The sequence below is a fragment of the Aeromonas sp. MaB10011B genome (assembly GCF_017939325.1).
In the GTDB taxonomy this organism is placed as follows: domain Bacteria; phylum Pseudomonadota; class Gammaproteobacteria; order Enterobacterales; family Aeromonadaceae; genus Aeromonas; species Aeromonas caviae.
In genome coordinates this window covers 41,814-61,425 of record NZ_JAGKRK010000030.1, presented here as the reverse complement: position 1 = coordinate 61,425, position 19,612 = coordinate 41,814, and the positions used below count along the sequence as shown (strand labels likewise).

Genomic DNA, 19,612 nt, shown 5'->3' with positions numbered 1-19,612 from the left:
GGCTGACGGGCTGACGGACGGACGCGGTGCAATGGCTGGTGGCCCCCTTGCCGGAATACCGGGTCTGGATACGTGGGCGGGATAAATACGGCACGGGCCATCTGCGGGGCTATCGAGGCGCGTTGAACCCGTTTTTTGCCCACAATCCTCCCCACATCCATCTGTTTTTCAGATGGGTTATGACCCAATGCATCGTATCAGTGGATGGATTCGGCGGTAAAACGGTGCTGCCAGGAGGGCGAACCGAGGCGTCGGGGACAAGAAGGGGGGCCGGGGGCGAGATGCCGCCCCTTGCCAGCAACGAAACGGGAGCCCTGGGGCTCCCGTTGTTATGGGCGGCAGGTCGCGCCCTGCTGACGTCATGCTTACCCTCAGGGGGTGGCATGGCGGGCGAGATCCGCCAGCAGGCCGTCCACCAGTTTGAGGCGCATGGCCCTGTCCTGGGTCGGCACCTGGAAGCGCAGCCGGGTCGGTCCGTCCATCTTGTAGATGCGCGGCTGTTCCGAGAGCAGCTTGACCAGATAGGCCGGGTTGACGCGGGTTTCCTGGGTAAAGTCCAGATAGCCGCCGCGCTCGCTCATCTCCACCCGGCGAATCCCCAGCGCCGTGGCGCGCTGGCGGAAGGCGGCCAGCTCCATCAGCGTCTTGGTCGGCTCCGGCAAGAGACCGAAGCGATCGATGAGCTCCACTTTGAGCTCCCGCAGCTCCTGCTCATCGGCGGCACTGGCGATGCGCTTGTACATGGAGAGCCGCATGTTGACGTCCGGGATGTAGTCGTCCGGGAGCAAGGCGGGCAGGCGCAGTTCCACCTCGGTATGCTGGCTCATGAGCTGCTCCAGCGACGGCTCCTTGCCATGTTTGAGCGCCTCCACCGCCTGCTCCAGCATCTCCATGTAGAGGGTGAAGCCCACCGATTCAATTTGGCCGCTCTGATCGTCGCCGAGCAGCTCGCCCGCGCCCCGGATCTCCAGATCGTGGGTGGCGAGCGCAAAGCCGGCGCCGAGATCTTCGAGGGATGCGATGGCCTCCAGCCGCTTGGCCGCATCCTTGGTCATCAGCTTGGGATGGGGGGTGAGCAGGTAGGCATAGGCCTGGTGGTGGGAGCGACCGACCCGGCCCCGCAGCTGGTGCAGCTGGGCCAGGCCAAGGTGATCCGCCCGGTCCATGATGATGGTGTTGGCGCTCGGCACGTCGATGCCGGTCTCGATGATGGTGGTGCACACCAGCAGGTTGAAGCGCTGGTGGTAGAAGTCCGACATCACCCGCTCGAGCTCCCGCTCGCGCATCTGGCCGTGGGCGATGCCGATGCGCGCCTCCGGCACCAGCTCGGCAAGATCGGCGGCGCACTTCTCGATGCTCTCCACGTCGTTGTGCAGGTAGTAGACCTGGCCGCCGCGCTTCAATTCCCGCAGTACCGCCTCGCGCACCACCGCAGGTTCGTGCTGGCGCACGAAGGTCTTGATGGCGAGCCGCTTGGCGGGCGGGGTGGCGATGATGGAGAGATCTCGCATGCCGGACATGGCCATGTTGAGGGTGCGGGGAATGGGGGTGGCGGTGAGGGTGAGGATATCCACGTCGGCGCGCAGCGCCTTGATCTTCTCCTTCTGGCGCACCCCGAAGCGATGCTCCTCGTCGACGATGAGCAGGCCCAGATCCTTGAAGGTGAGCTCGGCGCTGAGCAGCTTGTGGGTGCCGATGATGATGTCCACCTTGCCCTCGGCCATCTCCTTCATCACCGCGCTCTGCTCCTTGGCGGAGCGGAAGCGGCTCAGTACCTCCACCCGCACCGGCCAGTTGGCGAAGCGGTCGCGGAAGTTGTCGTAGTGCTGCTGGGCCAGGAGGGTGGTGGGCACCAGCACGGCCACCTGCTTGCCGCCGTGCACGGCCACAAAGGCCGCCCGCATCGCCACTTCGGTCTTGCCAAAGCCCACGTCGCCGCACACCAGGCGGTCCATGCTCTTGGCCTGGCACATGTCGCCGAGCACAGCGTTGATGGCATTGAGCTGATCCTCGGTCTCCTCGAACGGGAAGCTCGCGGCAAACTGGCGGTAGGCTTCGCGGTCGTGCTTGAAGGCAAAGCCGTGACGGGCTGCCCGCATGGCATAGACATCCAGCAGCTCGGCCGCCACGTCCCGCACCTTCTCCGCCGCCTTGCGCCGCGCCTTGACCCAGGCCTCGCCGCCGAGCTTGTGGCTGGGCGGGTTGTCGGAGCCGGTGTAGCGGCTGATCAGGTGCAAACTGGTGACCGGCACGAACAGCTTGTCGCCGCCGGCGTATTCCAGGGTCAGAAACTCGGTGGGCAGGCCGCCTGCGTCTATGGTCTCGAGCCCCAGGTAGCGACCGACCCCGTGATCCAGGTGCACCACCGGCTGGCCCTGGGTCAGCTCGCCCAGGTTTCGGATCACCGCATCCGAGCTCAGGTTCTTGTTCTTGTCCCGCTGGCGCTTGCTGCGGATCTTGCCGCCGAGCAGCTCGGCTTCGGTGATGAGGGCAAGGGGCGTCTGGCCGGGCTCTTGCAGCAGGAAGCCCCGCTCCAGGGGACAGACCAGCAACCCGTGGCGCGCATCGCTCACCAGGAAGGCGTCGAGGGAAGCAAACTCCCGGGGTTGCAGGTTGATCCGTGCGAGCAGATCCCCGAGCCCCTCGCGCCGCCCCTCGGACTCCACCGCAAACAGGGTGCGCCCGGCAAAGCCTTGCAGGAAGCCGTCAAGGGCCAGCAGGGGTTGCTCCTTGCTGTGGTCGAGCTGCAGATCCGGCAGGGGGGCGAGGGGCAGATCGTGCTGACCCGCTCCGCCGTCAACGGTCGCCTCCTGCAGACGCACGGCGCCATAGTCCCCGAGGGCGGCGAAGAGCTGCTCCACCGGCAGATAGATCTGCTGGGGCGGCAGCAGGGGACGGGTGTTGTCCCAGCGTCTGTCTTCATAGCGCTGGCCGATGTCGTTCCAGAAGCGCTGGGCCGCGGGGTAGATCTCCCCCACGGTGAGCAGCAGGGTGTTTTCGGGCAGGTAATCAAACAGGCTGGCGGTCTGCTGGAAGAAGAGCGGCAGGTAGTATTCAATGCCGGCGGGCCAGCGCCCCTTGCTCACCTCCTGATAGACGGAGCCCTCGGCGCGGGAGATCTCGAACTGTTCGCGATACTGGCCACGAAACAGCTCGATGGCCCCCTCGTCGGTGGGAAATTCCCGTGCGGGCAGGAGGCTCACCGACTTCACCGGCTCGCTGGAGCGCTGGGTCTCGGGGTCGAACGGGCGGATGGAGTCCACCTCGTCGTCAAAAAAATCAATGCGATAGGGGCGGCTGCTCCCCATGGGGAAGAGATCCAGCAGGGAGCCGCGGGCGGCGAATTCGCCGTGCTCCAGCACCTGTTCCACCGCCACGTAGCCCGCCTCCGCCAGACGCCCGCGCAGCTGCTGCAGGTTGAGGCGCTGGCCGCTTGTGACCATCAGGCTGTATTTGTCGAGGTAAGCCTGGGGCGCCGTGCGCAGCATCAGGGTGGAGATGGGCACGATGAGCACGCCGTGGCGCATCTGCGGCAACTGGTAGAGAGTCTCGAGGCGCTGGGAGATGATGTCCTGGTGGGGAGAGAAGCTGTCGTAGGGCAGGGTCTCCCAGTCCGGGAACAGCAGCACCGGGCAATCCTGATCCGCCAGCAGGAACCCCAGTTCCTGTTCAAGGCGCAGGGCGCTCGGGGTATCGGCGGTGACCAGCAGGACGGGTCTTCGGGCTTCCCGGGTGAGGCGGGCGGCAACCAGAGCCAGGCTGCTGCCGACCAGCTGGCCGAACGTTGTCTTCTGGCCCGCTTTGGCGGGCAAGGCGGGGAGGGTCATTGGCATCATCGGAGTCTTTTACTGTTGGCGTTCTTTTGACATGGACCTGGGTTAGCGCTGACGTTCCTGGGCACGCAGCTTGAGCTGTTTCGACTGCACATGCAGGCTGGCGCGCACCAGCAGCTCCCGGTCATCCTCGCGGATGCGCACGTAGTCGAGCACCACGTGGGTGCCATGCTCTCCGGCGTCCCGCTGCACGACCTCGCCGTAGCAGTAGACGGCGGAGGCCTCTTCCCGCAGGAAGATCTTGAGCCGCACGATCTGGTGCAGGGCGGGGGCCTCCCCGTGCCCCTGGTGGGGGTGCAGGTAGGTGAGCTGCCCGGCGCCAAAGCGCAGGGTGTGGAAGCGGTGCTCGGGGTGATCCTGGGCCGCCAGCACATAGCCCATGATCATGTCGATCTTGCGGGACTGCTGATTGATGATCTCCACCAGATCGTGCATGGACTCGTTCTGGCTGCGCAGCAACCGGCTGCTCACCAGATCGATGGAGGTGATGGCGGAGGCGATGCGAAACGGCTCGGGCAACTCGGCCTCCAGGGCCTCCAGCGTCGGCAGACGAAAGTCGGCCGGCATGGGGATCACATTGACCGGCGTGGCATGGGTGACGCTGAAGAACTGTTCCTGCATGGAGGCTATCCCTTGTTGTCATAGACGGTTTCCCTTTATTATCCGGTATCTTATTTCGTTGGCAACGTAGATATCCTTGAAGACCGGACTTTTTCAGCCACTGTCGCTGGCCATCGGCCTGCGTTATGCAGGCTCGCGACGCAGTAACCGCTTCGTCTCCTTTATCTCCCTGTTCTCCACCTTTGGCATCGCCATCGGGGTCGCCGCCCTGATGGTGGTGATCTCGGTGATGAACGGGTTCGAAGGACAGCTCAAGGGGCGCATCCTCGGAGTGATCCCCCATGTGGTGGTGACCAATCAGGCTGGACGCATCGAGGCCGAGCCCGAAGGTCTGCCCGATCTGGCCCGCCTGCCCCACGTGGTGGCCACGGCCCCCATGCTCGACAGCGAAGGCATGCTGCAAAGCCCGGGTCAGCTCACCGGTGTGAGCGTGCAGGGGATTGATCCCGCCCGCTGGCCCAAGGATGACATCCTGCACGCCCAGATGCTGGGTGGGCGCCTTGACAGCCTGCAGGCCGGTGAATACCACATCGTGCTGGGGCAGGGGGTGGCCAGCCGCCTCAAGGTCTCCATCGGCGACCAGGTGCGTCTCATCCTGACCGAAGGTACCCGCTTCACCCCCTTTGGCCGGGTGCCGGCCCAGCGTCTTTTCACCGTCTCCGGCATCTTCGGGGTCGGCGCCGACGTGGACAGCCAGGTGGCCCTGATTGCCCTGGGGGATGCCCAGCGCATGCTGCGCCTGCCCGCAGACAAGGTGGGCGGCATCCGCCTCTGGCTGGACGATCCCTTCGCCGCCGACGAGGTGGTGAAGACCGCGTTGCCGGACGGGCTGGAGTGGCAGGACTGGCGCCGCGAGCGCGGCGAGCTGTTCCAGGCGGTGGCCATGGAAAAACGGATGATGGGGCTGATGCTGGTGCTGATCATCGCGGTCGCCACCTTCAACATCCTCTCCGCCCTGGTGATGGTGGTCACCGACAAGGAAGGGGAGGTGGCCATCCTGCGTACCATGGGCATGAGCGAATCCGGCATCGTCAAGATCTTCATGGTGCTGGGGGCGTCGAGCGGCGTCATCGGCGCCCTGTTCGGGGGGCTGGCGGGGCTGGCGCTCTGCTTCGGCCTCAATCCTCTGCTTAATGCCCTTGGGCTCAACCTCTATATGGCGGCGGGGGGCAGCGGTCTACCGGTCATCGTCGAGCCGGCCCAGGTCATGACCATTTTGCTGGGCGCCGTGCTGCTCAGCTTCAGTGCCACCCTCTACCCGGCCTCCCGCGCGGCCCGGGTCAAACCGGCGGAGGCGCTGCGTTATGAATAATTCATCTTCTGTTGTTACTGGTGCAAGTGGAGCCCCCGTTATGAATCAATCCGTCTCCTGCGAGCCGCTGCTGCGCTGCCAGGCCCTCAATCATGTCTACAAAGAGGGCAATCTGGAGACCCAGGTACTCAAGGGGATCGAGCTGGACGTTGCCCCCGGGGAGATGCTGGCGGTGGTGGGGAGCTCGGGCTCCGGCAAGACCACCCTGCTGCACCTGATGGGGGCGCTGGACAACCCCTCCAGCGGCGCCGTGCTGTTCAAGGGGCAGGACATCCATGGCTGGGACAGCCGCACCCAGGCGAGGTTTCGCAACCAGGAGCTGGGTTTCGTTTACCAGTTCCACCACCTGCTCTCGGAATTCAGCGCACTGGAAAATGCGGCCATGCCGCTGCTGATCGCCGGTGAGTCGGTGGCCAGCGCCACCGAGAAGGCGAGCAAGATGCTGGGGCGGGTGGGGCTCTCCCACCGTCTCAACCACAGACCGTCCGAGCTCTCCGGTGGCGAGCGCCAGCGGGTGGCCATCGCCCGAGCCCTGGTCAACGAACCCAGCCTGGTGCTGGCGGATGAGCCCACCGGCAACCTGGATCACGCCAGCGCCACCGCCGTCTATGAGCTCTTGTGCGAGCTCAATCGCGAGCTTGGCACCGCGTTCGTGGTGGTGACCCATGACTTGAGCCTGGCGGCCAAGCTCCACCGCCGGGTCACCCTGGTGAGCGGCATCATGGCGGAGGTCGCCTGATGTTCAAGCCGCTGCCCCTGTTCCTGGGCCTGCGTTACAGCCGCTCCCGCCGTCGCAACGGCTTCATCGCCTTCATTTCGGCCTCCTCCCTCATCGGCATCGCCCTCGGGGTGATGGCCCTCATTCTTGGCCTCTCCGCCATGAACGGGTTCGAGCGGGAGCTCAAGAACCGGGTGCTCTCCGTGGTCCCCCACGGCGAGCTCATCGGCATGGAGGCGCCACTGCCTGACTGGCCGCGGCTCAGGGACTACCTGCTGGCTCAGCCCGGGGTGGAGGCGGCTGCCCCCGTCATTCGCCTGGACGGCCTGCTGGAGCACGGCTCCGCCCTCAAGGGGGTCCAGCTGCGTGCGGTGCTGCCGGAGCTGGAAGCCAATCTCTCCGATGCGGGCAACTTCATGACGGGTCGGGGCCTTCGCGAGCTGCAGGCGGGTGAACACGGGGTCATCCTCGGCAAGATCATCGCCGACAAGCTGGGGGTCAAGACAGGGGACACCGTCACCCTGCTGCTGCCCCAGGCGGGTGATGCCGCCGGCATCAAGAACCCGAAACGGGAGGCGCTCACCGTGGTGGGGCTGCTCGAGATCGGCGGCCAGCTCGACGGCCTGCTCGGCTTCATGCACCTGGCGGACGCCCAGGCCATCACCGGCATGGGCAGCGCGGTGGAGGGGTTCAGCCTCAAGGTGAACGAAGTGCTCAAGGCCCAGTCCATCACGGTGGCGGCGGCCCAGAAATTCCCGCACTACGTCTATATCAGTAGCTGGATGAGCCGTCAGGGTTATCTCTATCAGGACATCCAGATGGTGCGCACCGTGATGTACGTGGTGATGCTGATGGTGGTGGCGGTGGCCTGCTTCAACATCGTCTCTACTCTGGTGATGGCGGTGAATGAGAAGCGCAGCGAGATTGCCATCTTGAAGACCATGGGGGCGAGCCCGGGCCAGATCCGGCTTACCTTCGTCATCCAGGGGATGGTGAACGGGGTGGCGGGAGCCTTGCTCGGCGCCCTGCTTGGCGGTCTGCTCTCCAGCAAGCTGACCCAGATCCTGAGCGCCATCGAAGGGGTTATCGGGCACCGTTTCCTGAATCCCGACATCTACTTCATCGACTTCCTGCCGACCGAGCTGCACATGCAGGACTTGCTCATCGTGACCGGCGCCGCCATCCTGATGAGCCTGGTGGCGACCCTCTATCCTGCCTGGCGGGCGAGCGGCCTGGTGCCGTCCCGGGAACTGGGGCATTGATGCCCATGGATGTGATAAAGGGCCCTGCGGGGCCCTTTTTATTGTCACTCTTTTGTGGGGAAACCCCCGACGTGGCGGTTATCGGGGCAATACGCAGGAGGAGATGATGCCCGGTGCCGTGTTGATGGCATCAATGGGCATTCAACTCATCGAGAGGCAGTGAAAAACTCCCCACGAAGACATCGATGAAGTAGCGCATGGCGGGGTTCATCCTGGCGTCCAGCATCTGCTCGAGGCGCTTTCGCGCGGGCTCGAACTCCCGGTTGCCGACGCTCAGCTCCTCCTGACACTTGGTGTAGGCACAGAGGGTGTCTGCATCCTTCACCAGGCTGGTGAGGGCCTCGTCCTGGGCGCCGGAGTCGAGCAGGGGGCGAAAGTCCTCGACCAGCTCAGGCGGCAACATGCCCAGCAGGCGCTGCTCGGCGGCAAGCTCAATCTTCTTGTATTCACGGGCGATTTCGGGATTGAAGTACTTGACCGGGGTGGGCAGATCCCCGGTCAGCACCTCGCTGCTGTCGTGGTAGAGAGCCATGACGGCGGCCCGGTCTGCATCCACCTGAGCGCCGAACAGGCGATTGCTGATAAGGCCGAGGGCGTGGGCCACCATGGCAACCTGCAAGCTGTGCTCGGCGATGTTTTCGGGCTGGATGTTGCGCATCAGGGGCCAGCGGTAGATGAGGCGCATACGGGCGAGGTTGGCAAAAAAATGGCTGGGCAGCATGAAAGACCTCGAATGGGGCAATGAAAAAGGGCAGACCCTAGTCTGCCCTTTTTTCCACCCGCAAGGATAGTCTGAGATGGGCTGTCAGCGGATGTAGCGGCCCGATTCGGCCTCGTGGTTGGTCACTATCATCTGGCCGATGGGGGCAAGGCTGATGAGGGCCAGCTTGAGGTGCTGGATGCCGAACGGGATGCCGACGATGGTGACGAAACAGGCCAGCGCCGAGGCGATGTGGCCGATGGCCAGCCAGACCCCGATGAGCACAAACCAGAGAATGTTGCCAATCAGCCCCAGGGCACCGGTGCCGATGTCGCTCTGGCCCGTCATGCTCTTGCGGCTCACCGCCTGCTTGCCAAACGGGAAGAAGGTGAAAGTGCCGATGACGAAGCAGGCGCGTCCCCAGGGGATCCCGATGAGGGAGATGAAGCAGAGCAGCCCCGCCAGCCACCAGGCCAGCCCCATGAAGACGCCTCCCAGCACGAACCAGAGCAGATTGAACAAGAAGCGGAAAAAGGACATGTGGGTGACTCCAGCAGCACGTAAATTGGTTGTCACCATAGCGAGCCCTGCCGGGGGACGCAATGGCGCAGGCGAGAAGGTGGACAATTTGGGTCGCAGCACGCCATTTTTGTGCCTGATTGGCGGCGGATGGCGATCAAAATGGCCCGTTCGCCGTGAAAAAGAGTGAGCCAGTGCAAATTATTGCGGATGGAATGCTTGAACTCGGTGCAAGGCTTCCCCATATAGGAGAAAGTCTTGCGCAAATTGTGCTGTCTGTGCCCCGGATGGGGGATGTGCGGCTCGACGCGACCACTGCACGCCGCTATAATGTCGCGTCATATTTTCTCATCACAAAGACAGTCGTTGTCTTTATAAACAGGAAGACTCCGGGCTTGCCCGGGGGCAATAAAGGGTCAGCACGCAGTGCTGAGTTGAACGAGGTAAAAGAATGCAAGTTTCTGTAGAGACAACCCAGGGTCTGGAACGCCGTCTTACCATCACTGTACCGGCCGCTACCGTTGACGCCGCCGTGCGCAAAGAATTGAATGGCCTGGCCAAAACCCGTCGCATCGACGGTTTCCGTCCTGGCAAGGCTCCGGTTGCCATCATCAAGAAGATGTTCGGTGCCATGGCTCACGCCCGCGTTGCCGATGAAATGATGCAGAACAACTTCATCAAGGCCATCATCGAGAACAAACTGAGCCCGGCTGGCGCCCCGACCATGGATCCGAAAGAGATCAAAGAAGGTCAGGATTTCGAGTTCACCGCCACTTTCGAAGTGTATCCGGAGTTCGAAGTTGCCGGTCTGGAGAGCATCAAGGTCGAGAAGCCGGTTGCCACCGTTAAGGATAGCGACCTGGAAAACATGATCGACACCCTGCGCAAGCAGCACGCCACCTGGACTGAAGCCGCTGTGGCTGCCGCCAACGGCATGCGTGTGACCATGGACTTCGTCGGTTCCATCGACGGTGAAGAGTTCGACGGTGGCAAGGCTGAAGGCTTCACCCTGGAACTGGGCGCTGGCCGTATGATCCCGGGCTTCGAAGACGCCATCCTGGGCAAGAAAGCGGGCGACGAGTTCACCATCGAGGTGACTTTCCCGGCTGACTACCACGCCGAAGCCCTGAAGGGCAAGGCTGCCAAGTTTGCCTCCAAGCTGCACAAGGTTGAAGAGCAAGTGCTGCCCGAGCTGACCGAAGAGTTCGTCAAGCGTTTCGGCATCGAGAGCGGCAGCGTTGAAGAGCTGAAGGCTGAAGTGCGCAAGAACATGGAGCGCGAACTGGCCCAGGCCCTGAAAAACAGCGTGAAAGAGCAGGTACTGAACGGCCTGGTTGAAGCCAACCAGATCGATCTGCCGAAGGCTGCTGTTGCCCAGGAAATCGACACCCTGCGTCAGCAGGCTCTGCAGCGCTTCGGTGGCTTCCAGGGCGGCAACGCCCCCGAGCTGCCGGCCGAGCTGTTCCAGGCCCAGGCCGAGCGCCGTGTCCGCGTTGGTCTGCTGCTGGGTGACGTCATCCGCACCAACGAGATCAAGGCTGACGACGCCCGTGTGACCAGCATCATCGAGTCCATGGCCACTGCCTACGAAGATCCGAAAGAAGTGATCGAGTACTATCAGCAGAACGAGCAGATGCTGAACGGCGTGCGCAACCTGGCCATTGAAGATCAAGCCATCGATCTGATCCTGTCCAAGGCGCAAGTCACCGAGAAAGAAGTTGCCTTCGACGAAGTGATCAACAAGTCCGGTGCCGCTGCCTAAGAATATTTGACTTAAGGTCAAAACTGTTAAGTATAATGGCTCGTGTGATCTCCACTCGGGCCATTTTATTTTAGGGACAATGCCTTATGTACAAGAACTATAACGATGTGACTGAATCCCCACGCAATGCGCTCATCCCGATGGTGGTAGAGCAAACCGCGAAAGGGGAGCGTTCCTACGACATCTATTCCCGTCTGCTGAAAGAGCGGGTGATCTTCCTGACCGGTCAGGTCGAGGATCACATGGCGAACCTGGTGGTGGCCCAACTGCTGTTCCTGGAGTCCGAGAACCCGGATCAGGACATCAGCATCTACATCAACTCGCCGGGTGGCGCCGTCACTGCGGGTATGTCCATTTATGACACCATGCAGTTCATCAAGCCGGACGTGAGCACCGTCTGCATGGGGCAGGCCTGCTCCATGGGGGCCTTCCTGCTGGCCGGTGGCGCCAAAGGCAAGCGTTTCTGCCTGCCCAATGCCCGAGTGATGATCCACCAGCCGCTGGGCGGCTTCCAGGGCCAGGCTTCTGACATCCAGATCCATGCCCAGGAGATCCTGAAAATCAAGAATACCCTGAACGATCGTCTGGCGTTCCATACCGGTCAGGACATGGCCACCATCGAGCGCGACACCGACCGTGACAACTTCATGTCCGCCGAACAGGCCGTTGCCTATGGTCTGGTTGACGGCATCCTGAGCCAGCGCGGCTGAGCAGGGTACCCCGTCCTGTTGTAAACTCAACAGGACGATCCATCCTCTATTGATAAAACGAGGTCGCTGAATGACAGAGAAACGCAAGGGTGAGGGCGACAAGCTGCTGTATTGCTCTTTCTGCGGCAAAAGCCAGCATGAAGTGCGCAAGCTGATCGCTGGCCCTTCCGTCTACGTATGTGATGAGTGTGTCGAGCTGTGCAACGACATCATCCGCGAAGAGATCCGCGAGATCTCTCCCAAGCGCGATGGTAGCGAGCTGCCGACCCCTCATGAAATCCGCGCCCATCTGGACGACTACGTGATCGGTCAGGAGTACGCCAAGAAGGTGCTGGCAGTGGCTGTCTACAACCACTACAAGCGTCTTCGCAGCGGCAGCGAGTCCGGTGGCGTGGAGCTGGGCAAATCCAACATCCTGCTGATTGGCCCCACCGGCAGCGGCAAGACTCTGCTGGCCGAGACCCTGGCTCGTCTGCTGGATGTGCCCTTCACCATGGCCGATGCCACCACCCTGACCGAAGCCGGTTACGTGGGCGAGGACGTGGAGAACATCATCCAGAAGTTGCTGCAAAAGTGCGACTACGACGTGGAGAAGGCCCAGCGCGGTATCGTCTACATCGACGAGATCGACAAGATCTCCCGCAAGTCGGACAACCCCTCCATCACCCGCGACGTCTCCGGGGAAGGGGTGCAGCAGGCACTGCTGAAACTGATCGAAGGCACCATCGCCTCCGTGCCGCCCCAGGGCGGTCGCAAGCACCCGCAGCAGGAGTTTTTGCAGGTCGACACCTCCAAGATCCTCTTCATCTGTGGTGGTGCTTTCGCGGGGCTGGACAAGGTGATCGAGCAGCGCTCCGTCAAGGGCACCGGCATCGGTTTTGGCGCCGAGGTGAAATCCAAGAATGCCAAGGCAACCCTGAGCGAGAACTTTGCCAAGGTGGAGCCGGAAGATCTCATCAAGTACGGTCTCATCCCCGAGTTCATCGGCCGTCTGCCGGTGGTCGCGACCCTGACCGAGCTTGACGAGGCTGCCCTCATCCAGATCCTGAAAGAGCCGAAAAACGCGCTGACCAAGCAGTATGCCGCGCTGTTCGCCCTGGAAGAGGTGGAGCTGGAGTTTCGTGACGACGCGCTCAATGCCATTGCCCGCAAGGCCATGGAGCGCAAAACCGGTGCCCGGGGTCTGCGTTCCATTGTCGAGGCCGTACTGCTCGACACCATGTATGACCTGCCCTCCCTGAAAGGGGTCAGCAAGGTGGTGATCGACGAGACGGTGATCAAGGGAGACTCCGCGCCCCTGATGATCTACGACAATCCCGAGACTCAGGCCGCAGCCTCAGAGTAACTGTCTGATTTTTAATCACATAAAGGGGCTTTTTGCCCCTTTCATGCTTTTTACGGCCAAGGCGATTGAATCTCATCTTTGCGCCCCCATATACTCAGCCAAGCCTTTGCCAACGGTATAACAAGCCGAGAGGACATATATGAACCTAGAGCGTTCAGAACGCATCGAGATTCCCGTCCTGCCTCTTCGTGACGTGGTGGTCTATCCCCACATGGTCATTCCACTCTTTGTGGGGCGGGAAAAATCCATTCGCTGTCTGGAAGCGGCCATGGAGCAGGACAAGAAAGTCCTGCTGGTGGCCCAGAAGGATGCGTCGACTGACGAACCGACGGTGGAGGAAATTTTCTCCGTCGGGACAGTGGCCAATATTCTGCAGATGCTCAAGCTGCCGGACGGCACCGTCAAGGTGCTGGTGGAGGGGGGCCAGCGTGCCCGCCTTGAGCGGATGATCGACGATCGCGACTTCTTTGTCGGGGAGGCCCAGTACATCGCGTCCGCCCCCATCGAGGAGAAGGATCAGGACGTGCTGGTGCGCTCTGCCATCGGCCAGTTCGAAGGTTACATCAAGCTCAACAAGAAGATCCCGCCCGAGGTACTCACCTCGATTTCGGCGATTGACGATGCGGCGCGCCTGGCCGATACCATGGCTGCCCACATGCCGCTCAAGCTCGAAGACAAGCAGAAGGTGCTGGAAATCGCCTCCGTGTCCGAGCGCATCGAGTTTCTGATGGCCATGATGGAGTCGGAGATCGACCTGTTGCAGGTCGAGAAACGCATCCGCTCTCGGGTCAAGAAGCAGATGGAGAAGAGCCAGCGGGAGTATTACCTCAACGAGCAGATGAAGGCCATCCAGAAAGAGCTGGGTGAGCTGGAAGACAGCCCGGATGAATTCGAAGCCCTCAATCGCAAGATTGAAGAGGCCGGGATGCCGGAGGATGCCCGCGAGAAGGCCCAGGCCGAGCTCGCCAAGCTCAAGATGATGTCCCCCATGTCGGCGGAAGCCACCGTGGTGCGCAGCTATGTGGACTGGATGGTGCAGGTGCCCTGGAAGGCCCGCTCCAAGGTCAAGAAAGACCTAGGCAAGGCCCAGGAGGTGCTGGATGCGGATCACTATGGCCTGGACAAGGTCAAGGATCGCATCCTCGAATACCTGGCAGTGCAGGCGCGTGTGAACAAGCTTAAGGGCCCCATCCTCTGCCTGGTCGGGCCTCCCGGGGTGGGCAAGACTTCCCTGGGCCAGTCCATCGCCAAGGCCACCGGCCGCAAGTATGTGCGCATGGCCCTGGGTGGGGTGCGTGACGAGGCGGAGATCCGTGGTCACCGCCGTACCTACATCGGCTCCATGCCCGGCAAGCTCATCCAGAAGATGGCGAAAGTCGGCGTGAAGAACCCGCTGTTCCTGCTCGACGAAATCGACAAGATGAGCTCGGACATGCGTGGCGATCCCGCTTCCGCCCTGCTGGAGGTGCTGGATCCCGAGCAGAACAGCAGCTTCAACGATCACTATCTGGAAGTGGATTATGACCTGTCGGACGTGATGTTCGTGGCCACCTCCAACTCCATGAACATACCGGGTCCGCTGCTGGACCGGATGGAAGTGATCCGTCTGTCCGGTTACACCGAGGACGAGAAGCTCAACATTGCCAAGCAGCACCTGGTGGCCAAGCAGATCCAGCGCAACGGCCTGAAGCCTTCCGAGATCACCATCGAGGATTCGGCGCTGATCGGGGTGATTCGCTACTACACCCGCGAGGCGGGTGTGCGCAGCCTGGAGCGTGAAATCTCCAAAATCTGTCGCAAGGCAGTCAAACGCATCCTGCTGGACAAGAGCATCAAGCATGTTCAGGTCAACCAGGAGAACCTCAAGGAGTTCCTGGGGGTACAGCGCTTTGACTATGGCAAGGCCACCGACCAGAACCAGATTGGTCAGGTGTGCGGGCTGGCTTGGACCGAAGTGGGGGGCGATCTGCTCACCATCGAGACCACCAACATGCCGGGCAAGGGCAAGCTCACTTACACCGGTTCCCTCGGTGACGTGATGCAGGAGTCCATCCAGGCGGCCATGACAGTGGTGCGAGCCCGTGCCGAGAAGCTGCGTATCAACGGCGACTTCTACGAGAAGCGCGACATCCACGTGCACGTGCCGGAAGGGGCGACCCCGAAAGACGGCCCGAGCGCCGGTATCGCCATGTGTACCGCCCTGGTCTCCAGCCTCACCGGCAACCCGGTGCGTGCCGACGTGGCCATGACGGGTGAAATCACCCTGCGTGGCGAGGTGTTGCCCATCGGTGGTCTCAAGGAGAAACTGCTGGCGGCCCACCGTGGTGGCATCAAGCGTGTGCTGATCCCGAAAGAGAACGAACGTGACCTCGAGGAGATCCCGGCCAACGTCAAACAAGATCTTGAAATCTATCCGGTTCGCTGGATTGATGAGGTGCTTGCACTGGCGTTGCAGGACAATCCGCAAGGTTTCGAACGCGTTTCTGTCGTGTAAATGTTGATGCGCCGCAAATTTGGCGCATTCGGGGGGTGGTTAAGGCTTGCATGCACCGGACAACGGAAGTAGCCTTGACCACCGATCGGGTACTCATGATGAGTCGCAATGCGTGATGTGGCGCGGGTTTGCGCCAGATTGTCACTTGCAACTGATCAGGAGGCTTGTTATAAAACCTCCACTTGTTGTGGCCAGGGAAATCAGCGCCGCAGCGATGTTCGATAAAAGGGGAATATAAGAGTGAATAAATCTCAACTGATTGACAAGATTGCAGACGGTGCTGATATCTCCAAAGCTGCCGCTGGTCGTGCGCTGGATGCCTTCATCGATGCCGTGGGCGAAGCCCTGAAAGAGGGTGACCAGGTTGCTCTGGTTGGTTTCGGTACTTTCGCCGTTCGCGAGCGTGCAGCCCGTTCCGGCCGCAACCCGCAAACTGGTGCGACCATCGAAATCGCTGCCGGTAAAGTTCCTGCCTTCAAAGCCGGCAAGGCCCTGAAAGACGCGGTCAACTAAGCCGGTCGCTGATATCTATCGGCACCGTCCTTGGTCTCTGACCAGACAAGTGAGAGGGCTCTCCCTCATACTGCTTGACCAAGGCGCATCGCAATCGGTGCGCCTTTTCATTATTTACGCCCATCGAGTTCGGGAGCATAAGTACAAACATGATGTTGGATAAACTACGCGAAGGGGCGCAGGGCAAGGTAGCCAAGGTTATCTTGGGCCTGATCATCCTCTCCTTTGCCTTGGCCGGCGTAGGCAGCTACCTCAATGGCCCGGCACGTACCGCCCCCGCCACCGTCAACGGCAATGACATCAGTGCCCCCGCACTGGAGAATGCCTACCGCAATGAGCGGGCCCGCATGGAATCCCAAATGGGTGAGGCCTTCAACCAGCTGGCCGCCAATCCCGATTACATGAAACAGTTCCGCCGTGGCGTGCTGGACCGTCTGATCGATCAGGCGCTGATCGATGACAAGGCTCGCTCCCTGGGTCTGCGCGTCAGCGATGAGCAAATCAAGCAGGCCATCGTCGCCATGCCCGAGTTTGCCGAGAACGGCAAGTTCAGCAATGACCGCTACCTGCAGCTCATTCGCCGTGCCGGCATGACCCCCGAGATGTTCCGCGACTCCCTGCGCCAGGACATGGTGCGCCAGCAATTGATGGGCGCCGTGCTGGGATCGGAGTTCGCCCTCAAGGGTGAAGCCGAGCAACTGGATCGTCTCTACAACCAGACCCGTGACCTGCGCCTGATCCGTCTGGCCGCTTCCGCCTATGTGGACGGGATCGAGGTGAGCGATGCCGAGGTGGAGCAGTTCTACAAGGCCAACAGTGCTCGCTTCATGAACGACGAGACGGTCAAGGTCGACTATCTGCTGCTCGATGCCGCGAACCTTGGCAAGAACATCAAGGTCACCGAGCAGGATGCCCAGGATTACTACGACCAGCATCAGGATCTGTTCCAGCGTCCCGAGCGCCGTCAGGTGGCGCACATCCTGATCCCGTTTGGCAAGGATGAAAAGGCCGCCGAGCAGAAAGCCGAGGCCGTGCTGGCCAAGGCCAAGGCGGGTGACGATTTCGCCGCGCTGGCCAAGGCCGACTCCTCCGATACCTTCTCCGCGAAGAAGGGCGGGGAGCTCGACTGGTTCGAGAAAGGGGTGATGGATCCTGCCTTCGAGAAAGCCGCGTTCGCGCTGGCCAAGGCTGGCGATCTCTCCGCCGTGGTGAAGAGCCCATTCGGCTTCCACATCATCAAGCTGCTGGCCGTCGAGCCTGCCAAGACCAAGCCCTTCGTGGACGTGATGAGCGATACCATCGCCCGTCTGCAGTCTGAGAAGGCCAAGGAGCAGTTCTTCGCCGAACAGCAGAAGATGGCCGACAGCAGCTTCGAGAACCCGGACTCCCTGGACTTGACCGCCGAAGCCATGGGCCTCCAGGTGCAGTCCACCGGCTATTTCAGCCAGGCCGATGCGCCGGCACCGCTCAATGATCCCAAGGTGCTCTCCGTGGCGTTCTCCGAACAGCTGCGTGATGACAACACCAACTCCGACGTGATCGAGCTGGCCGACGGCAAGGCGCTGGTGCTGCACATCATGGGTCACCAGCCGAAGGCGGCCAAGCCGCTTGCCGAGGTGAAAGAGCAGGTGATCACCGCCATCAAGCACGACAAGGCCAGTGAAGTGGCCCGTGGCAAGGCCCAGGGTCTGCTGGACAAGCTCAAGGCCGGTGAGAACGTTCAGGCCGACCTGACCGCGCTGGGTCTGAAAGTGGATACCCATACCGGCGTATCCCGTTTCGCCCAGGAGATGGACCAGAACCTGGTGACCCAGGTGTTCCGCATGCCCCATCCGACCGATGGCAAGCCGAGCGTCGAGCTGGTGACCGAAGCCAACGGTGATCGTGTGGTGGTGGCGCTGGACAAGGTCAACGTCATCAAGGAGCCGTCCCAGATGGTGAGCCTGCTGCAAGGTCAGCTGGGTCAGGGCAAGGCACAGGCCGACTACAAGTCGCTGATCGACGAGCTGCGCAAGGCGGCCAAGATCGAATACTTCACCGACGTGGAAGCCACTGTCGAGTAGGTCAGCCTCACGGCCCCAAGTGTGAAAACGGCTCCATAATGGAGCCGTTTTTTTATCTGTACGCGGTACAAGGGGGGGCGGCTACCTGCTCTGGCAGGGATGAGCTAAGTCGTGCATCGTCCTGGTTTGCATCCCGCTCGGCGTTGCCAGCAGGCATAAAAAAACCGGCGCACGAGGCGCCGGTTCTGATCGCTTTGCTTGAAAGCGGAGGATTACACCACACCCTGGGTGCGCAGGTAATCCTCGTAGGTGCCGCCGAAGTCGCGGATGCCGTCTTCGGTCAGTTCCAGGATGCGGGTCGCCAGGGAGGAGACGAACTCGCGGTCGTGGGAGACGAAGATCAGGGTGCCCTTGTACATCTCCAGCGCCAGGTTCAAGGATTCGATGGATTCCATGTCCAGGTGGTTGGTCGGTTCGTCCATGATGAGGATGTTGGGGCGCTGCATCATCAGCTTGCCGAACAGCATGCGGCCCTGTTCACCACCGGAGAGCACCTTGACCGGCTTCTTGATGTCGTCCTGGGAGAAGAGCAGACGACCCAGCACGGAGCGCACCGCCTGTTCGTCTTCGTTTTCCTGCTTCCACTGTGCCATCCAGTCGAACACATTGAGATCGGTGTCGAAATCTTCGGCGTGATCCTGGGCGTAGTAGCCGATCTGGGCGTTCTCGGACCACTTGATGGTGCCGGTATCCGGTGCCAGGGCACCGACCAGCGTCTTGATCAGGGTGGACTTACCGATCCCGTTGGTACCCAGGATGGCGACCTTCTCGCCCACTTCCAGCATCATGTTGAGCCCCTTGAACAGGGGACCGTCGCCATAACCCTTGGAGACGCCCTCGATCTCCAGGATGTTGCGGTAGAGCTTCTTGTCCTGCTCGAAGCGGATGAAGGGGTTCTGACGGCTGGAGACCTTCACTTCCTCAATCTTGATCTTGTCGATCTGCTTGAGGCGGGAGGTAGCCTGGCTGGACTTGGAGGCGTTGGCGCTGAAGCGGGAGACGAAGGATTGCAGATCGGCGATCTGGGCCTTCTTCTTGGCGTTGTCGGCCAGCAGGCGCTCGCGGGCCTGGGTGGCAGCCAGCATGTACTCGTCGTAGTTGCCCGGGTAGACCCGCAGCTCGCCGTAGTCCAGATCCGCCATGTGGGTGCAGACGGAGTTCAGGAAGTGACGGTCGTGAGAGATGATGATCATGGTGCTTTCACGATCGTTGAGCACCTGCTCCAGCCAGCGAATGGTGTTGATGTCCAGGTTGTTGGTCGGTTCGTCCAGCAACAGGATGTCGGGGTTGGAGAAGAGCGCCTGCGCCAGCAGTACCCGCAGTTTCCAGCCCGGGGCCACTTCGCTCATCGGGCCGTTGTGCTGCTCGATGGGAATACCGGCACCCAGCAGCAGCTCGCCTGCGCGGGATTCGGCGGTGTAGCCATCATATTCGGCGACCAGGCCTTCCAGCTCGGCGGCCTTCATGTAGTCGTCGTCGGTGGCCTCCAGGTTGGCGTAGATGGCATCGCGTTCAGCGATGGCGGCCCACAGCTCGGTGTGGCCCATCATGACCACGTCCAGTACGCGCATCTCTTCGTAGGCGAACTGATCCTGGCGCAGCTTACCGATGCGCTCGTTGACATCCAGGCTCACATTGCCGCCGGTGGGTTCGAGATCGCCGCCGAGGATCTTCATGAAGGTGGACTTGCCACAGCCGTTGGCACCGATGAGGCCGTAGCGGTTGCCGCCGCCAAACTTGACGCTGATGTTCTCAAACAG

14 protein-coding genes are annotated in these 19,612 nt (G+C 61.7%); 9 read left to right on the top strand and 5 right to left on the bottom strand.

Features of this window, described 5'->3' with window-relative positions; translation table 11 throughout:
- Positions 1-371: 371 nt before the first annotated feature.
- Both mfd and J9893_RS09830 read right to left on the bottom strand, forming a co-directional pair.
- Positions 372-3,836 (bottom strand): transcription-repair coupling factor, encoded by a 3,465-nt coding sequence (gene mfd / locus J9893_RS09835; RefSeq protein WP_210600259.1) that lies wholly within the window; start codon positions 3,834-3,836, stop codon positions 372-374.
- A gap of 42 nt (positions 3,837-3,878) precedes the next feature.
- Positions 3,879-4,454: a PilZ domain-containing protein gene (locus J9893_RS09830; protein ID WP_042863798.1), complete on the bottom strand. Its 576-nt coding sequence runs from the start codon at positions 4,452-4,454 to the stop codon at positions 3,879-3,881.
- Positions 4,455-4,530: 76 nt separating this feature from the next.
- Here J9893_RS09830 and J9893_RS09825 point away from each other — a divergent pair, with 76 nt between their 5' ends.
- The 3 genes from J9893_RS09825 to lolE are packed head-to-tail and all read left to right on the top strand — an operon-like array spanning position 4,531 to position 7,746.
- Positions 4,531-5,766, top strand: a complete 1,236-nt coding sequence (locus J9893_RS09825; RefSeq protein WP_010674566.1) for a lipoprotein-releasing ABC transporter permease subunit — start codon at positions 4,531-4,533, stop codon at positions 5,764-5,766.
- Positions 5,767-5,806: 40 nt separating this feature from the next.
- Positions 5,807-6,505, top strand: a complete 699-nt coding sequence (gene lolD, locus J9893_RS09820; protein WP_010674567.1) for a lipoprotein-releasing ABC transporter ATP-binding protein LolD — start codon at positions 5,807-5,809, stop codon at positions 6,503-6,505.
- On the top strand, positions 6,505-7,746 hold the full coding sequence (gene lolE, locus J9893_RS09815; protein WP_210600256.1) for a lipoprotein-releasing ABC transporter permease subunit LolE: 1,242 nt from the start codon (positions 6,505-6,507) through the stop codon (positions 7,744-7,746). The genes lolD and lolE overlap by 1 nt, the downstream gene beginning before the upstream one ends.
- Positions 7,747-7,876: 130 nt before the next feature.
- On the opposite strand, the gene yfbR is transcribed toward lolE, so the two are convergent.
- Together yfbR and J9893_RS09805 are read right to left on the bottom strand one after the other, a co-directional pair.
- The gene (gene yfbR / locus J9893_RS09810; protein ID WP_210600254.1) at positions 7,877-8,467 is read right to left on the bottom strand and encodes a 5'-deoxynucleotidase; all 591 of its coding nucleotides are present in this window, start codon (positions 8,465-8,467) and stop codon (positions 7,877-7,879) included.
- Between the two features lie 84 nt (positions 8,468-8,551).
- Positions 8,552-8,986 (bottom strand): YccF domain-containing protein, encoded by a 435-nt coding sequence (locus tag J9893_RS09805; RefSeq protein ID WP_042016081.1) that lies wholly within the window; start codon positions 8,984-8,986, stop codon positions 8,552-8,554.
- 430 nt (positions 8,987-9,416) lie between these two features.
- On the opposite strand from J9893_RS09805, the gene tig reads away from it, so the two are divergent.
- The 6 genes from tig to ppiD all read left to right on the top strand — a co-directional run bounded on the left by tig (position 9,417) and on the right by ppiD (position 17,852).
- A complete protein-coding gene (tig, locus tag J9893_RS09800) occupies positions 9,417-10,727 on the top strand; it encodes a trigger factor (RefSeq protein ID WP_010674572.1) in 1,311 nt (436 codons plus the stop codon).
- An 86-nt stretch (positions 10,728-10,813) separates the two neighbouring features.
- The gene (gene clpP / locus J9893_RS09795) at positions 10,814-11,437 is read left to right on the top strand and encodes an ATP-dependent Clp endopeptidase proteolytic subunit ClpP (RefSeq protein ID WP_005324106.1); all 624 of its coding nucleotides are present in this window, start codon (positions 10,814-10,816) and stop codon (positions 11,435-11,437) included.
- A gap of 70 nt (positions 11,438-11,507) precedes the next feature.
- Complete coding sequence (clpX, locus tag J9893_RS09790) at positions 11,508-12,782, top strand: ATP-dependent protease ATP-binding subunit ClpX (protein ID WP_010674573.1); 1,275 nt, start codon at positions 11,508-11,510, stop codon at positions 12,780-12,782.
- A 139-nt stretch (positions 12,783-12,921) separates the two neighbouring features.
- Positions 12,922-15,276, top strand: a complete 2,355-nt coding sequence (gene lon, locus J9893_RS09785) for an endopeptidase La (RefSeq protein WP_010674574.1) — start codon at positions 12,922-12,924, stop codon at positions 15,274-15,276.
- A 240-nt stretch (positions 15,277-15,516) separates the two neighbouring features.
- The gene (hupB, locus tag J9893_RS09780) at positions 15,517-15,789 is read left to right on the top strand and encodes a nucleoid-associated protein HU-beta (RefSeq protein ID WP_005315375.1); all 273 of its coding nucleotides are present in this window, start codon (positions 15,517-15,519) and stop codon (positions 15,787-15,789) included.
- Between the two features lie 149 nt (positions 15,790-15,938).
- Positions 15,939-17,852: a peptidylprolyl isomerase gene (ppiD, locus tag J9893_RS09775; protein ID WP_161957680.1), complete on the top strand. Its 1,914-nt coding sequence runs from the start codon at positions 15,939-15,941 to the stop codon at positions 17,850-17,852.
- Positions 17,853-18,064: 212 nt separating this feature from the next.
- Here the strand turns inward: ppiD and J9893_RS09770 are convergent.
- The coding region (locus J9893_RS09770) for an ABC-F family ATPase (protein ID WP_210600252.1) at positions 18,065-19,612 on the bottom strand (1,548 nt) is incomplete at its 5' end.

Coding starts and splice junctions, on each gene's coding strand:
- clpP (WP_005324106.1), top strand. CDS start 10,814: ATGTACAAGAACTATAACGATGTGACTGAATCCCCACGCAATGCGCTC.
- lolD (WP_010674567.1), top strand. CDS start 5,807: ATGAATCAATCCGTCTCCTGCGAGCCGCTGCTGCGCTGCCAGGCCCTC.
- mfd (WP_210600259.1), bottom strand. CDS start 3,836: ATGATGCCAATGACCCTCCCCGCCTTGCCCGCCAAAGCGGGCCAGAAG.
- yfbR (WP_210600254.1), bottom strand. CDS start 8,467: ATGCTGCCCAGCCATTTTTTTGCCAACCTCGCCCGTATGCGCCTCATC.
- J9893_RS09830 (WP_042863798.1), bottom strand. CDS start 4,454: ATGCAGGAACAGTTCTTCAGCGTCACCCATGCCACGCCGGTCAATGTG.
- lolE (WP_210600256.1), top strand. CDS start 6,505: ATGTTCAAGCCGCTGCCCCTGTTCCTGGGCCTGCGTTACAGCCGCTCC.
- tig (WP_010674572.1), top strand. CDS start 9,417: ATGCAAGTTTCTGTAGAGACAACCCAGGGTCTGGAACGCCGTCTTACC.
- lon (WP_010674574.1), top strand. CDS start 12,922: ATGAACCTAGAGCGTTCAGAACGCATCGAGATTCCCGTCCTGCCTCTT.
- clpX (WP_010674573.1), top strand. CDS start 11,508: ATGACAGAGAAACGCAAGGGTGAGGGCGACAAGCTGCTGTATTGCTCT.
- J9893_RS09805 (WP_042016081.1), bottom strand. CDS start 8,986: ATGTCCTTTTTCCGCTTCTTGTTCAATCTGCTCTGGTTCGTGCTGGGA.
- ppiD (WP_161957680.1), top strand. CDS start 15,939: ATGATGTTGGATAAACTACGCGAAGGGGCGCAGGGCAAGGTAGCCAAG.